The organism is Ensifer sp. LC384, from assembly GCF_001695865.1.
Classification (GTDB): domain Bacteria; phylum Pseudomonadota; class Alphaproteobacteria; order Rhizobiales; family Rhizobiaceae; genus Ensifer.
Genome location: NZ_MBST01000005.1, coordinates 60,889 through 74,421, shown reverse-complemented (window position 1 = coordinate 74,421; position 13,533 = coordinate 60,889). Strand labels below are relative to the sequence as shown.

The following is a 13,533-nucleotide window of genomic DNA, read 5'->3' as shown; positions in this document are numbered from 1 at the left end:
CTCTTATCATTTATGGCTCGTGTCCAGCACGCGTTCCATGAAGCCTGAATAGCGCGACATACCAAAGCAGAAAAGCCAGAATATGAAGCCTGCGAAAATTAGCCCGGAAATCGGTGTGACCGCCGAGGCCCAGTTGGCATCCGAGAAGTTCAGTCGGACGATGCCGAGCAGGTCGAACATGCCGATGATCGAGACCAGCGACGTATCCTTGAACAGTCCGATGAAGGTGTTGACGATGCCGGGGATCACCAGCTTCAGCGCCTGCGGCAGCACGATGAGGTTCATCTTCTGCCAATAGCTGAGGCCGAGCGAATCGGCGCCTTCATACTGCCCCTTGCCGATCGCCTGCAGACCGCCGCGCACCACCTCTGCCATATAGGCGGAGGCGAAGAACGACACGCCGATCAGTGCCCGCAGGAACTTGTCGAAGGTCACCCCCTGCGGCAGGAACAACGGCAGCATCACGCTTGCCATGAACAGAACCGTGATGAGCGGGATGCCACGCACGACTTCGATGAAAAACGTGCAGAGCATCTTGATCACCGGCATGGTCGATCGCCGGCCAAGCGCAAGCAGGATGCCGAAGGGCAGCGATACCGCGATGCCGACGAAGGACAGCACCAGCGTCACCATGAGGCCGCCCCACAGTGGCGTTTCGACGAACGGCAGTCCGAACCAGCCGCCAGGCAGCAGAACGAGCGCCAGGATCGGCAACACGCCGAGAAGCAGGATCGCGTTGATGTTCTTGTAGGGAACCTTCGGGATCAGCATCGGCGTCAGGAACAGGATGAACAGGATGCCGATAAGCGCCGGCCGCCAGCGCTCCTCGATCGGGTAGCGCCCGAAGAGGAACTGGTCGAACTTGGCATTGACGAAGGCCCAGCAGGCGCCGCTCCAGCCCTCCGGCTGCGTGCCGCCCTGTGCGACGGTCGCACAGACCCCACGCCCGCCGCCCGTCCAGGCGGCGTCGATGAAGAGCCATTGTATCGCCGGCGGCACGAGCCAGGCGAGTACAAGCAAGCTAACGATCGTAAGGACGGTATCTTTCGGCGTCGCAAAGAGGTTCTTGCGAAGCCAGTAAGCAAGACCACCCGTCTGGACGGGCGCCGGTGAGGCCTCGATCATCGAGGCACGGACGAAAGTCGCCTGGTGTGTGTTCATGATCTTACCTCTCCACCAGGGCCATGCGGGCATTGAACCAGTTCATCAGCAAGGACGTCGTCAGGCTCAGCGTCAGGTAGACGATGATCCAGATCGAAACGACCTCGATCGCTTGACCGGTCTGGTTGAGAATCGTTCCGCCGACGGCAACCAGGTCGGCGTAGCCGATGGCGATCGCCAGCGACGAGTTCTTGGTCAGGTTGAGATACTGGCTGGTGAGCGGCGGAATGATGATCCGCATTGCCTGCGGCACGACGACGAGGCGGGTTGTCAGACCGGGCCGGACGCCGAGCGCATGGGCTGCTTCGGTCTGCCCCTTGGAGACGCCGCGGATACCGGCACGAACGATCTCGGCGATGAAGGCTGCGGTATAAAAGGAAAGCGCCAGGAACAACGAGAGGAACTCCGGCCCGATGACCGAGCCGCCGGTGAGGTTGAACTTGCCGGCGACCGGCACGTCGAAGGTGATCGGCGAACCGGTCGCCAGGAAGGCGAGGAGCGGCAAGCCAATGACGAGACCGAGCACCGACCACAGCAGCGGGAAGCGTTGTCCTGTTGTTTCCTGTTTGATGCGCGCATAGCGGGCCACGAAGAAGCTGGCGATGACAGCGATCACGAACGCATAGAAGACGTACTGCGAGCCGTCGCCGAAGACCGGTTTCGGGAAGGCGATGCCGCGGTTGTTGAGGAAGATGTTGAGCGGCAGCGCGGCCGATTCCCGGGGCTGCGGAAGCACCGCCAATACGCCGCTGTACCAGAAGAAAATGACCAAAAGCGGCGGAATGTTGCGGAACACTTCGACATAGGCGAGCGACAGTTTCGCGATCAGCCAATTGTGCGAGAGCCGTCCGATGCCGACGATGAAGCCGATGATCGTTGCGGTGATGATGCCGGTCACCGCCACAAGCAGCGTATTGACGAAACCGACGACGAGGGCCCGTCCGTAGGTAGAATCGCTGGTATAGGCGATCAAGGACTGTCCGACGTCGAAACCCGCACGCCCGTTGAGGAAGCCGTAGCCGGACGCGATGTTTGCGCGCTTGAGGTTTTCGATCGTGTTGTCCGCTATCCAATAGATGACGGTCACGAGAATAACGACGGTTACGACCTGGTAAAATATCCCGCGCACTTGCGGGTCGTTGATGATCGAGCCGGAAGGTTTGCTCTTCTCAGGCGTAGTTGTGACGCCAATCGCCATGCAATGCCTCTTTCCCCTTGTCACCCTTCTGGGTGTTTTTATCGTTGGGATGGGGAAGCGGCGGACCGCTTCCCCTGTCGTGTCGGAGCGTATTAGCGGACCGGAGGAGCGTACTGAATGCCGCCCTTGCTCCACAGCGCGTTGAGGCCGCGTTCGATCTTCAGCGGGCTGCCGGCGCCAATGTTACGGTCGAAGACTTCGCCGTAGTTGCCGACTGCCTTGATGACGTTGACGGCCCATTCGTTGGTGAGGCCGAGGTCGGTGCCGATCTTGCTGTCAGCTTCTACGCCGAGGAAGCGCTGAACGTCCGGGTTGGTGGACTTCTTCATCTCTTCGACGTTTGCCTGCGTGACGCCGAACTCTTCGGCCTGGATCAGCGCGTAGTGAACCCAGCTGATGATATCGTACCACTGGTCGTCACCCTGACGGACGGCCGGACCAAGCGGCTCCTTCGAGATGATTTCCGGCAGGATCATGTGATCGTCCGGCTTGGAGAGCGTAAGACGCAGCGAATAAAGGCCGGACTGGTCGGTCGTGTAGACGTCGCAACGACCGGCGTCATAGGCCGCGTTCACTTCTTCGAGCTTTTCGAAGACGACCGGGTTGTACTGCAGGTTGTTGGACTTGAAGTAGTCGGCGAGGTTGAGTTCGGTGGTGGTGCCGGTCTGTACGCAGACGGCAGCGCCGGAGAGTTCGAGGGCCGACTTCACGTTCAGGCCCTTGCGGACCATGAAGCCCTGGCCGTCGTAATAGTTGACCGGGCGGAAGTTGAAGCCGAGAGCGGTGTCGCGGTTGATCGTCCAGGTGGTGTTACGGGCGAGGACGTCGACTTCACCGGACTGCAGGGCCGGGAAACGTTCCTTGGCCGAAGTGGGTGTGTATTTTACCTTGGTGCCATCCGCGAAGATCGCGGCGGCGATCGCCTTGCAATAATCGACGTCGAAGCCGCTCCAGTTGCCCGAAGCATCCGGTGCGGCGAAGCCGGCAAGGCCGGTGTTCACGCCGCATTGGACAAAGCCCTTGGCCTTCACGTCATCGAGTGTCGCAGCCGAAGCCGCATGTGCGCCAATCCCCATGACAGCAGCGCCAACAAGAGCTGTCAGAATTCTTCTTGCCATTTTTAGAACCTTTTTTCTGTTGTCGTTAGTTCCCGTCTGCACTGGCGCGTCTCCCAGCGCGTGCAGCCTCCGCCACCCTCCTGGAGCGAGTGCAACCTATCTCATGCTCAAAATCCATGAGGGTCAAGTGATGTTGCCGATTTTCTGATCTTGCGTGTGAAAAACCTGAAACAAGCCAGAAGTTTAGGCAGGCTTTGCAGAAAACGAGCAATTGCTGAGCGAAAATTCGTCAATGGCGGCTGCTTTCGGTCGCAAAGCGCCTTTGTCGGATTTTGCCACTTGACCCCGGTTGTAGGGCGTTCGAAGAGTTCCGGATCGGTTTTTCAACATCGGAATATTCAATGGCAGACAGCGGCAATGTGAACGGCAAGATGGGCATCAACACCCGACTGGCCCATACCGGAAACAAACCCTCCGACTATTTCGGTTTCGTCAATCCACCGGTCGTGCACGCGTCCACGGTGCTGTTCCCGAACGCCAGGACGATGGAGACCCGCGCGCAGAAATACACCTACGGCACCCGTGGTACGCCGACGACGGATGCGCTCTGCGACGCGATCAACGAGCTTGAAGGCTCCGCTGGCACGATCCTCGTTCCCACGGGGCTTGCCGCCGTCACCGTGCCGTTCCTTACCTATCTGTCCTCTGGCGATCACGCGCTCATCGTCGATTCGGTCTATTTCCCGACCCGGCATTTCTGCGACACGATGCTGAAGCGCCTCGGCGTTACCGTGGAATATTACGACCCGATGATCGGCGCTGCGATCGAAAGCCTGATTCGCCCGAACACGCGACTGGTGCACACGGAAGCTCCCGGCTCCAATACGTTCGAGATGCAGGACATCCGAGCGATCGCCGATGTTGCGCATCGCCACGGCTGCATCGTGACCATGGACAACACCTGGGCGACGCCGGTCTATTTCAAGCCGCTCGACCACGGCGTCGACGTGTCGATCCATGCTGCCACGAAATATCCCTCGGGTCATTCCGACGTGCTGCTCGGCACGGTGTCGGCCAACGCCGCCCACTGGCCGGCGCTGACGGAAGCGATGGTTACGCTCGGTGTCTGCGTCTCTCCCGATGACAGCTACCAGATCCTGCGCGGGCTGCGCACCATGGGCATCCGCCTTGAGCGGCACCAGGAAAGCGCATTGTCGCTCGCGACATGGCTGGAAGGCCGCGACGAGGTTGCGCGCGTCCTGCATCCGGCGCTGCCGAGCTTCCCCGGACACGACCTCTGGAAGCGCGATTTTACCGGTGCGAGCGGCATTTTCTCCTTCGTGCTCAAGGCGGAAGGCCCCGACCGCTTCAAAGCCAAGGCACACGCTTTCCTTGACGCGCTGTCGCTGTTCGGCCTTGGCTATTCCTGGGGCGGCTTCGAAAGCCTGGCGATTCACGTCGGCCTGTCGGATCGCAAGGTGGCATTGGCGCCGACCGAGGGCCCGGTCCTTCGCCTGCAGATCGGTCTTGAGGATGTTGCCGATATTCGCCGGGATATCGAGAAGGGGCTTGCCGCGGCAAGGGCCGTCTGACCGTTTCAGCGTTCGGGAGCGCCGTAGCCGTAGAGCCAATCGAAATCGGCTGCGAGCGCTTCCGGACCCTTCATCGACAGGACGATATTTCGCCCGAGCCGGAATGGGCCACGGGCATGATAGGCGAAGCGGTTGAAGGCGGCGCGGCGGCGCACTTGGGCGATGCGCGGCCGGCGTATGGTCTCGAAGGCTTTCAGGGCTTCGCCGATATCGTTTGTGCCGCCGAGGCAGGCAGCAAGCTCGTATGCATCCTCGATCGCCATGGCAGCACCTTGCGCCGCAAACGGCGTCATCGCATGGGCGGCGTCGCCGATCAGAACAGTCTTTCGCCCATCCTGCCAGGCGCCGTCGGTCACCGTGCAAAGCGGCCAATAGGTCGGGGCATCGGCTTTTTTCAGCAGCGCCTGCACGTCGCCGTTCCAGCCGGAAAAGGCTTCGAGATAGTCGCGACGCCGGCCTTCGGAATCCTTGCCGACCCAGACGCCGTCGGTTTCCTTGCCCTCGATGATAGCAACCAGGTTGAAGCCGTCGATCTCCCGTAAGGGGTAGGCGACCAGATGCGCCCGCGCGCCAAGAAAGGCGGTCACGCAATCCGGTTGAAGAAGGCTGGCGGCGGCATCGCGCGTGACCGTCATGCGCCAGGCGACGTTGCCAGAAAACTGGACGGTGCCGGCACCCGCAATGGCGGTGCGCAGGCGCGACCAGATGCCATCGGCGCCGATGATCAGCGCCGGCTCTCGCTTGGTGATGGAGGCGATCGCCTGTTGGGCCTCTCCATCGATGCGGTGTCCGAGATGAACGCGGCAGCGCGGCTCGGCCATGACGGCGGCAGAAAGGATTCTTTGAAGGCTTGCCCGATGCAGCACGCCATAGGGCGCGCGCCAGCGGTCCCGGGCAAAACGTCCTGAGGGAACGCGTGCAAGTGAACGAAGGGATTTTCCATCGACAAGCGTGATGGCATCAGGCTCGGTCCACACGGCTTCAAGCGCGTCGAGAAGACCGAGTTCGCCGAGGATGCGCGATGCATTCGGAGACAGCTGAAGCCCGGCCCCGACCTCGGTCAGAACGGCCGCCTGTTCGATAATGTCGACGTTGAAGCCGCGATGCGCGAGGCACAGCGCCGCCGTGAGCCCGCCGACGCCGGCACCGACGATCGCGACCGCTTTCGACATCCGCGTGGGGATCAGGCTGCCTGAAAGGTGAAGAGACAGCCCGGCGGGTTGGTTTCGGTCGCCTTCAGCTTCGGATTGTAGCGATAGAGCGTCGAGCAGTAGGAGCAGACTTTTTCGTTGTCGTCGCCCATGTCGATGAAGATGTGCGGATGGTCGTAGGGAACGGACGCGCCGGTGCACATGAATTCCTTGACGCCGATCTCGATTGCCTGGTGTCCGCCGTCATTCTGGAAATGGGGGATGCTGTGGCCGGCCATGTCATGCTCCGATGTATGCAAGTCTTTGAGGGTCGAATTTGCCGGCACCATAGTGAGCTTTGTTGCAAAAGTGTAGCGGCAAACACGTCGCACCTGTGGTTTTTGCCGGCTCGGGGTTTCCCTGATCGGGGTGACAAATTAGGTTGCGGCAAACCGATACCGCCTCAAGGACTAGAATGATGGATCTCAATCCGCCGCCGTTTTCGCACTTCACGCATGAAGGGCTGGATATCGCCTTCTTCGATGAGGGCGATCCTTCCGGTGCGCCGATCCTGCTTATTCACGGCTTTGCTTCGAGCGCCAATGTCAATTGGGTTTTTCCCGGTTGGCTGAAGACGCTTGGCGATGCCGGATACCGGGTGATCGCATTCGACAACCGCGGCCATGGGAAAAGCAGCAAGCCTTATGATCCGGCCCTCTACCATCCCCAGCAGATGGCCGGCGACGCGGTTGCGTTGCTCGGGCATCTCCGCATCGCCGAGGCGCATGTGATGGGCTACTCGATGGGCGCACGCATCTCCGCATTCCTGGCGTTGGCCCATCCCGACCGCGTGCGCTCGGTGGTGTTCGGTGGCCTCGGTATCGGCATGGTAACCGGGGTCGGGGATTGGGACCCGATCGCCGACGCGCTCGCGGCGCCGTCGCTCGACGTGGTGACGCATGCGCGCGGCCGCATGTTCCGCGCCTTTGCCGACCAGACCAAGAGCGATCGCCAGGCACTGGCCGCCTGCATATCGACGTCCCGCGACCTTCTGACCGCCGAGGACATGGGTCGCATCGACATTCCGGCATTGATCGGCGTCGGCACCAAGGACGATATCGCCGGCTCGCCGCAAGAGCTTGCGGACCTGATGCCGGACGCCCGCGCGCTTGATATTCCGGGCAGGGACCATATGCTTGCGGTCGGTGACCGGGTGTTCAAGAAGGCCGTACTCGAGTTCCTCGAAGAGGTGGGGTGAGCGTAGGTGTGTCTGCGACCTTTGGTCGAACTGGGGTCAGGCCATTTATGTCTCGCCGGATTTCCCCTATATTGACGGCATAGACCGATTGAGAAGGAGTGCGACGATGGTCGCGACCACCGAACTTCGTCAGACGGAATCCCTCAAGCTGATGGATCCGATCTGGAGCAGCCTGCGCGAGGAGGCCCGCCTTGCCGCCGAGCAGGATCCGATGCTTGCCGCCTTCCTCTACTCTACGGTCGTCAACCAGCACTCGCTGGAAGAAAGTGTCATCTACCGCATCTGCGAGCGCCTCGATCATCCCGATCTGCAGGCGAACCTGCTGCGGCAGACATTTGCCGAAATGCTGGAGGATTGGCCGGAATGGGGCACGATCCTGCGTGTCGATATCCAGGCGGTCTACGATCGTGACCCGGCCTGCACCCGATTCCTCGAGCCCGTGCTTTACTTCAAGGGCTTCCACGCGATCCAGACGCATCGTCTCGCCCATTGGCTTTTGAAGCGCGGCCGCCGGGATTTCGCGTTTTATCTGCAGAGCAGGGCATCCAGCGTCTACCAGACCGATATCAATCCGGCGGCTCGGATCGGCCGCGGCATCTTCCTCGATCACGCCACCGGCCTGGTCGTCGGCGAGACCGCTGTCATCGGAGACAACGTTTCGATCCTGCATGGCGTGACGCTTGGCGGCACCGGCAAGGAAGGCAGCGACCGTCATCCGAAGATCGCTGACGGCGTGCTGATCGGCGCGGGCGCCAAGATTCTCGGCAATATTCACATCGGCCACTGCTCGCGCATTGCCGCCGGCTCGGTCGTCCTGAAGCCGGTGCCGCCGAAAACGACGGTTGCCGGCGTTCCGGCCAAGGTCGTCGGCGAAGCCGGGTGTTCCGAACCGTCGCGCCAGATGGACCAGATCCTGACCAGCTTCGAAATCTGAACCATCGGGAACCGGTGCGTAGCCGCTTTCGAGGGGTTTACACCCGCCAATGCAGCGTGCGAGAAGCGCCGCACATCAAAAACGGCTACGGAGAAGACATTTGAAGCCCGAAGAAATCCGCAAGCTTGAAGCCTACCTCAAGCGCACGTTCAACCAGTCGATGGTCGTCAAGGCTCGCCCGAAGAAGGACGAGTCGGCTGAAGTCTATCTCGGTGACGAATTCCTCGGCGTCGTCTTCCGCGACGAAGAAGATGGCGAACTGTCCTACAACTTCTCCATGGCGATCCTCGACATCGACCTCTAAGTCGCTGATCGACCGATTTCGGATGACCCGGTGGCGAGCAATCGCGCCGGGTTTTTCTATGCTTTCACGTTTTTCAGAGCGCAAAGCCGAAGAAATTTGAGCGTCGGCGGCGTTTTTTCATCAAGCTGTTGCAAGTACAGTGTTTTATTGCGCTGCACGCTCGACTTGACTTTTTGTGCAGTGCACATAAACTGAAGCCTCCAGATCAGGCCGTCACTAAGGAGACACCCGATGTTCAACTTCGATGATGCAAACAAGAAAAGCAAGGAAGCCATTGACGTGGCTGTGAAAAGCTATTCCGCTTGGACCAAGGGCCTTCAGGCCATTGCGACCGAGGCTGCCGATTTTTCCAAGAAGTCCTTCGAAGACAGCGTTGCGCACGTGGAGAAGCTCTCCAGCGCCAAGAGCATCGAGACGGCTTTCGAACTGCAGACCAACTTCCTGAAGTCGAGCTGCGAGGGCTTCTTCGCCGAGGCGACGAAGATCGGCGAGATGTATGCCGACCTCGCCAAGGATGCCTACAAGCCGTACGAGGCGCCGGTTGCCAAGGCAACCGCAGCGGTCAAGGCCGCCGCTGCCGCCTAAATCCACGGATCACTGCCGTCATTGAAAGGCCGGTCGCCGATACTGCGACCGGCCTTTTTGCTGTTTTGGACACTTCGCGGTGGATCGAAGAAAGTTGATCAATCTTATGCTTCTCCGTGCGATTATGATTGCAGTGCGTTGGTTCGGTCTTAAAATCTAGAAACGAACCATTAGATAAAGGGCAAGCACGCTGCGGCCACATCAGATGGATCCGCGGCTTGTACTAAGGAAAAGACACGAATGATCGCCACGCCGGTCCGGATGCAGCAAGGAAGCGACGACGAAGGAGGCGGCAGCAATCGCAGCACCTCCGTCATCACGCGCACCAAGCCGAAGACCAAGAAGCCGAGTTTGTATCGCGTTCTGCTTTTGAATGACGATTACACACCAATGGAGTTTGTCATCCACATTCTGGAACGTTTTTTTCAGAAGAATCCGGAAGAGGCGACTCGCATCATGCTCCACGTTCACAATCACGGTGTGGGGGAGTGCGGCGTCTTTACGTACGAAGTCGCCGAAACGAAGGTGACGCAGGTGATGGATTTCGCCCGCCAGCATCAGCATCCGTTGCAATGCGTCATGGAAAAGAAATGAGGAACTAACGTGCCAACATTTTCGCCCAGCCTCGAAAAGGCGCTGCACCAGGCACTGACTTTTGCCAACGAGCGCCACCACGAATATGCGACGCTTGAGCATCTGCTTTTGGCATTGATCGACGATGCCGATGCAGCGGCCGTGATGGGCGCGTGCAACGTCAATCTCGAGACGCTGCGCAAGACCGTGACAGACTATGTCGACAACGAACTGTCGAACCTGATCACCGGCTATGACGAGGATTCCAAGCCGACCGCCGGTTTCCAGCGTGTCATCCAGCGGGCCGTCATTCATGTTCAATCGTCTGGACGAGAGGAAGTGACGGGGGCAAACGTGCTCGTTGCGATCTTCGCTGAGCGCGAGAGCCATGCAGCCTATTTCCTGCAAGAGCAGGAGATGACGCGCTACGACGCGGTCAACTTCATCTCGCATGGTATCGGCAAACGTCCGGGAAGCTCCGAGGCACGTCCGGTGCGCGGGGCCGAGGAACACGAATCCGAGCAGAAGCCTGCACGCGAAAACGAGGAGGCGAGCGCCAAGAAGCAGCAGGATGCCCTGACGGCCTATTGCATCAACCTCAACGAAAAGGCGAAATCCGGCAAGATCGACCCGCTGATCGGCCGCCACGCCGAGGTCAATCGCACGATCCAGATTCTCTGCCGTCGCTCGAAGAACAATCCGCTCTATGTCGGCGACCCTGGCGTTGGCAAGACGGCGATCGCCGAGGGCCTTGCCAAGCGTATCATCGAAAAGAAGGTGCCGGAGGCGCTCCAGGACGCGACGATCTTCTCGCTCGACATGGGCACGCTGCTGGCCGGAACGCGTTATCGCGGCGATTTCGAAGAGCGCCTGAAGCAGGTCGTCAAGGAGCTTGAGGATTACCCGGGTGCGGTGCTGTTCATCGATGAAATCCATACGGTCATCGGTGCTGGTGCCACCTCTGGCGGCGCGATGGACGCGTCGAACCTGTTGAAGCCGGCGCTTTCGTCCGGCGCGATCCGCTGCATCGGGTCGACCACCTACAAGGAATACCGGCAGTTCTTCGAGAAGGACCGCGCGCTGGTGCGTCGCTTCCAGAAGATCGACGTCAACGAGCCGACGATCGCCGATACGATCGAGATCATGAAGGGTCTGAAGCCGTACTTCGAGGACTATCATCATCTGAAATACTCGAACGAGGCCATCAAGGCAGCGGTCGAGCTTTCGGCCCGCTACATCAACGACCGCAAGCTGCCGGACAAGGCGATCGACGTGATCGACGAATCCGGTGCGGCCCAGATGCTGCTGCCGGTCGGCAAGCGCCGCAAACTGATTACCGAGCGGGAGATCGAAGCGACCATCGCGACAATGGCCCGCATTCCGCCGAAGACCGTCTCCAAGGACGACGAAGCGGTGCTGGCCAACCTCGAGAAGGAACTGCGTTCCGTCGTCTACGGCCAGGATCTGGCGATTGAGGCGCTCGCCTCGTCGATCAAGCTTGCCCGCGCGGGGTTGCGCGAACCGAACAAGCCGATCGGTTGCTACGTCTTCTCGGGCCCGACGGGCGTCGGCAAGACCGAAGTTGCCAAGCAGCTTGCAACGTCTCTCGGCGTTGAGCTTCTGCGTTTCGACATGTCGGAATACATGGAGCGGCACACGGTATCGCGGCTGCTCGGTGCACCTCCCGGCTATGTCGGCTTCGACCAGGGCGGTCTTCTGACCGATGGCGTCGACCAGCATCCGCATTGCGTGCTGTTGCTCGACGAAATCGAGAAGGCGCATCCGGACCTGTTCAACATTCTGCTGCAGGTCATGGACCATGGGTCGCTCACGGACCACAACGGCAAGAAGATCGACTTCCGCAACGTCATCCTGATCATGACGACCAATGCGGGCGCTTCGGAAATGGCAAGGGCTGCGATCGGCTTCGGCTCGTCCAAGCGCACCGGCGAGGACGAGGAAGCGCTGAACCGCCTGTTCACGCCGGAGTTCCGCAACCGTCTCGATGCGGTCATCCCGTTCGCATCGCTGCCGACACCGGTCATCCATCAGGTCGTGCAGAAGTTCGTCATGCAGCTCGAGACTCAGCTCGCCGAACGCAACGTCACGTTCGACCTGGCGCCTGACGCCATCGCCTGGCTTGCCGAGAAAGGCTACGACGAGAAGATGGGTGCGCGGCCGCTCGCCCGCGTCATCCAGGAGCACATCAAGAAGCCGCTTGCCGACGAAATTCTGTTCGGCAAGTTGAAGAAGGGTGGCGTACTGCGCGTGACGATCGGCACGAAGGCCGACGGAACCAAGGGGCTGCTGCTTGATGCCGTGCCGGAAACGGCGCCGATCAAGCCGAAGGCAGAAGTGACCCGCCCGGCGATGAAGAATGCCAAGCCGAAGAAGGCCGAGGAAAAGGAAGCCGTCGGGGCTGAACCCGCACCGAAGGCCAAGCCGAAGAAGACAGCAGCCAAGTCGTCCTCGGACGCCGAAGGCAAGGTTGCCAGCGAGGCGAGCCCGCGAAAAGGCAAGACGGTGCCGAAGGTGCCACGCAAGAAATAGTCCGACCGGACACGATGTTTGGCGCTGCCGGATGGACCCATCCGGCAGCGTTTCTCTGAATGAAAGCAATTCCGGAACGGCTGATGAAGAGTGATGAAAACGACCAGTCGTCGGTTGTCTGGTTTCTAACCGGCATGCGTGGCCTGTTCAGCCTCCCGGCCTTTATCCTGATGCTGTCCTTCGTTGGCTTCTGCTCCCTGACCGCTCAGGCTGGAATTCCACCGCTGCAGGTCGTCTTCATGACCGGCATGGTTTGGGCGCTGCCGGCGAAGGTCATTCTCGTCAGCTCGATGATGAGCGGTGCAAGCCTGGCGGCGGCCTTCCTGGCCGTGTCGCTCTCGTCCGTCCGCCTGATGCCGATGGTTGCGGCGCTCATTCCCGAATTGCGCACGTCGAGGACGCCGACATGGCTCCTGTTGTTTCTGTCGCATTTCGTCGCGATCACGGCCTGGGTTTTCGCGATGGAGAAGGTGCAGGCGGTGCCGCGCGACAAGCGTGTTGCCTTCTTCGCCGGCTTCGGCATCACGCTTGTGGTGGCCAATATGGTGCTGGTCGCCATCGTCTATCATTTCGTCGCTAATTTTCCGCCGATCGTCGCTAGCTGTCTGTTCTTCCTGACGCCGATCTATTTCCTGGCCTCGATCTGGCACTCGGCGCGCCATCCGGTCGTCTATATCGCGCTGCTGTTCGGTCTCTTGGCCGGCCCATTGTTCTATTGGCTCGCCCCTGAATTCGACATTCTGCTGGCGGGTGTCGGTGGTGGCACGCTGGCCTGGGCGGTCGAACGGCTGTGGCGCCGCCGCCGGGAGATCGGCGCATGACTTGGCATGACGGCTGGTGGGCCTATGCGTTCATTGCGATCGCCGGCTGGCTTGCGACCGACATCTGGCGCTGGTTGGGCGTGATCGCCGGGAACCGGTTGCGCGATGATTCCGAGGCGCTGAACTGGGTCAGGGCAGTGGCGACTGCGCTTGTCGCAGCCGTCATCGCCAAGCTCATTCTCTACCCAACAGGCGTTCTCGAGCAGTCGCCGCTGTGGCTGCGCCTGGGAGCCGTCGCGATTGGGGCGGCGGCATTCTTCCTGCTCGGTCGCAAACCGGCAATCGGGATAGCGACAACGATCGCAACGTTGGCCGCCGGGCTATGGTGGTTGGGTTTTTAGAGACGCAATGCGCAGCCGGTGACAGCTG

General features: G+C 60.5%; 14 protein-coding genes. 9 read left to right on the top strand and 5 right to left on the bottom strand.

Annotation, left to right across the window (positions count from 1 at the left end; translation table 11 throughout):
• Window positions 1–6: 6 nt before the first annotated feature.
• The 3 genes from BC363_RS06850 to BC363_RS06840 form a co-directional block, all read right to left on the bottom strand.
• Window positions 7–1,161, bottom strand: a complete 1,155-nt coding sequence (locus BC363_RS06850; protein WP_065781218.1) for an amino acid ABC transporter permease — start codon at window positions 1,159–1,161, stop codon at window positions 7–9.
• A 4-nt stretch (window positions 1,162–1,165) separates the two neighbouring features.
• Window positions 1,166–2,359, bottom strand: coding sequence for an amino acid ABC transporter permease (locus BC363_RS06845; RefSeq protein ID WP_065781217.1), 1,194 nt, complete (start codon window positions 2,357–2,359; stop codon window positions 1,166–1,168).
• Window positions 2,360–2,451: 92 nt separating this feature from the next.
• Entirely contained in the window at window positions 2,452–3,477 is a 1,026-nt protein-coding gene (locus tag BC363_RS06840) for an amino acid ABC transporter substrate-binding protein (RefSeq protein WP_065781216.1), read from the bottom strand.
• Window positions 3,478–3,818: 341 nt separating this feature from the next.
• Between BC363_RS06840 and BC363_RS06835 the strand changes: the two genes are divergently transcribed.
• Window positions 3,819–5,009, top strand: coding sequence for a cystathionine beta-lyase (locus BC363_RS06835; protein WP_065781215.1), 1,191 nt, complete (start codon window positions 3,819–3,821; stop codon window positions 5,007–5,009).
• 5 nt (window positions 5,010–5,014) lie between these two features.
• Here the strand turns inward: BC363_RS06835 and BC363_RS06830 are convergent, their stop codons facing one another.
• Together BC363_RS06830 and BC363_RS06825 are read right to left on the bottom strand one after the other, a co-directional pair.
• Entirely contained in the window at window positions 5,015–6,181 is a 1,167-nt protein-coding gene (locus tag BC363_RS06830; protein ID WP_065781214.1) for an FAD-dependent monooxygenase, read from the bottom strand.
• A gap of 11 nt (window positions 6,182–6,192) precedes the next feature.
• Complete coding sequence (locus BC363_RS06825; RefSeq protein ID WP_053247284.1) at window positions 6,193–6,438, bottom strand: zinc-finger domain-containing protein; 246 nt, start codon at window positions 6,436–6,438, stop codon at window positions 6,193–6,195.
• Between the two features lie 179 nt (window positions 6,439–6,617).
• Here BC363_RS06825 and BC363_RS06820 point away from each other — a divergent pair, with 179 nt between their 5' ends.
• From BC363_RS06820 to BC363_RS06785, 8 genes are all read left to right on the top strand, one after another.
• Window positions 6,618–7,397: an alpha/beta hydrolase gene (locus BC363_RS06820; protein WP_065781307.1), complete on the top strand. Its 780-nt coding sequence runs from the start codon at window positions 6,618–6,620 to the stop codon at window positions 7,395–7,397.
• Window positions 7,398–7,503: 106 nt separating this feature from the next.
• Window positions 7,504–8,331, top strand: a complete 828-nt coding sequence (gene cysE / locus BC363_RS06815; RefSeq protein WP_065781213.1) for a serine O-acetyltransferase — start codon at window positions 7,504–7,506, stop codon at window positions 8,329–8,331.
• A gap of 100 nt (window positions 8,332–8,431) precedes the next feature.
• Complete coding sequence (locus BC363_RS06810) at window positions 8,432–8,635, top strand: DUF3126 family protein (RefSeq protein ID WP_003535016.1); 204 nt, start codon at window positions 8,432–8,434, stop codon at window positions 8,633–8,635.
• A gap of 231 nt (window positions 8,636–8,866) precedes the next feature.
• A complete protein-coding gene (locus BC363_RS06805; protein WP_065781212.1) occupies window positions 8,867–9,220 on the top strand; it encodes a phasin family protein in 354 nt (117 codons plus the stop codon).
• A gap of 240 nt (window positions 9,221–9,460) precedes the next feature.
• Entirely contained in the window at window positions 9,461–9,814 is a 354-nt protein-coding gene (gene clpS / locus BC363_RS06800; protein ID WP_053247287.1) for an ATP-dependent Clp protease adapter ClpS, read from the top strand.
• A 9-nt stretch (window positions 9,815–9,823) separates the two neighbouring features.
• A complete protein-coding gene (gene clpA / locus BC363_RS06795; protein ID WP_065781211.1) occupies window positions 9,824–12,343 on the top strand; it encodes an ATP-dependent Clp protease ATP-binding subunit ClpA in 2,520 nt (839 codons plus the stop codon).
• Window positions 12,344–12,426: 83 nt separating this feature from the next.
• Window positions 12,427–13,164 carry an AzlC family ABC transporter permease gene (locus tag BC363_RS06790; protein ID WP_065781210.1) on the top strand — a complete coding sequence of 246 codons (738 nt, stop codon included), beginning with the start codon at window positions 12,427–12,429 and terminating at the stop codon, window positions 13,162–13,164.
• On the top strand, window positions 13,161–13,505 hold the full coding sequence (locus BC363_RS06785; protein ID WP_065781209.1) for an AzlD domain-containing protein: 345 nt from the start codon (window positions 13,161–13,163) through the stop codon (window positions 13,503–13,505). Before BC363_RS06790 ends, BC363_RS06785 begins: the two co-directional genes overlap by 4 nt.
• Window positions 13,506–13,533: the final 28 nt, after the last annotated feature.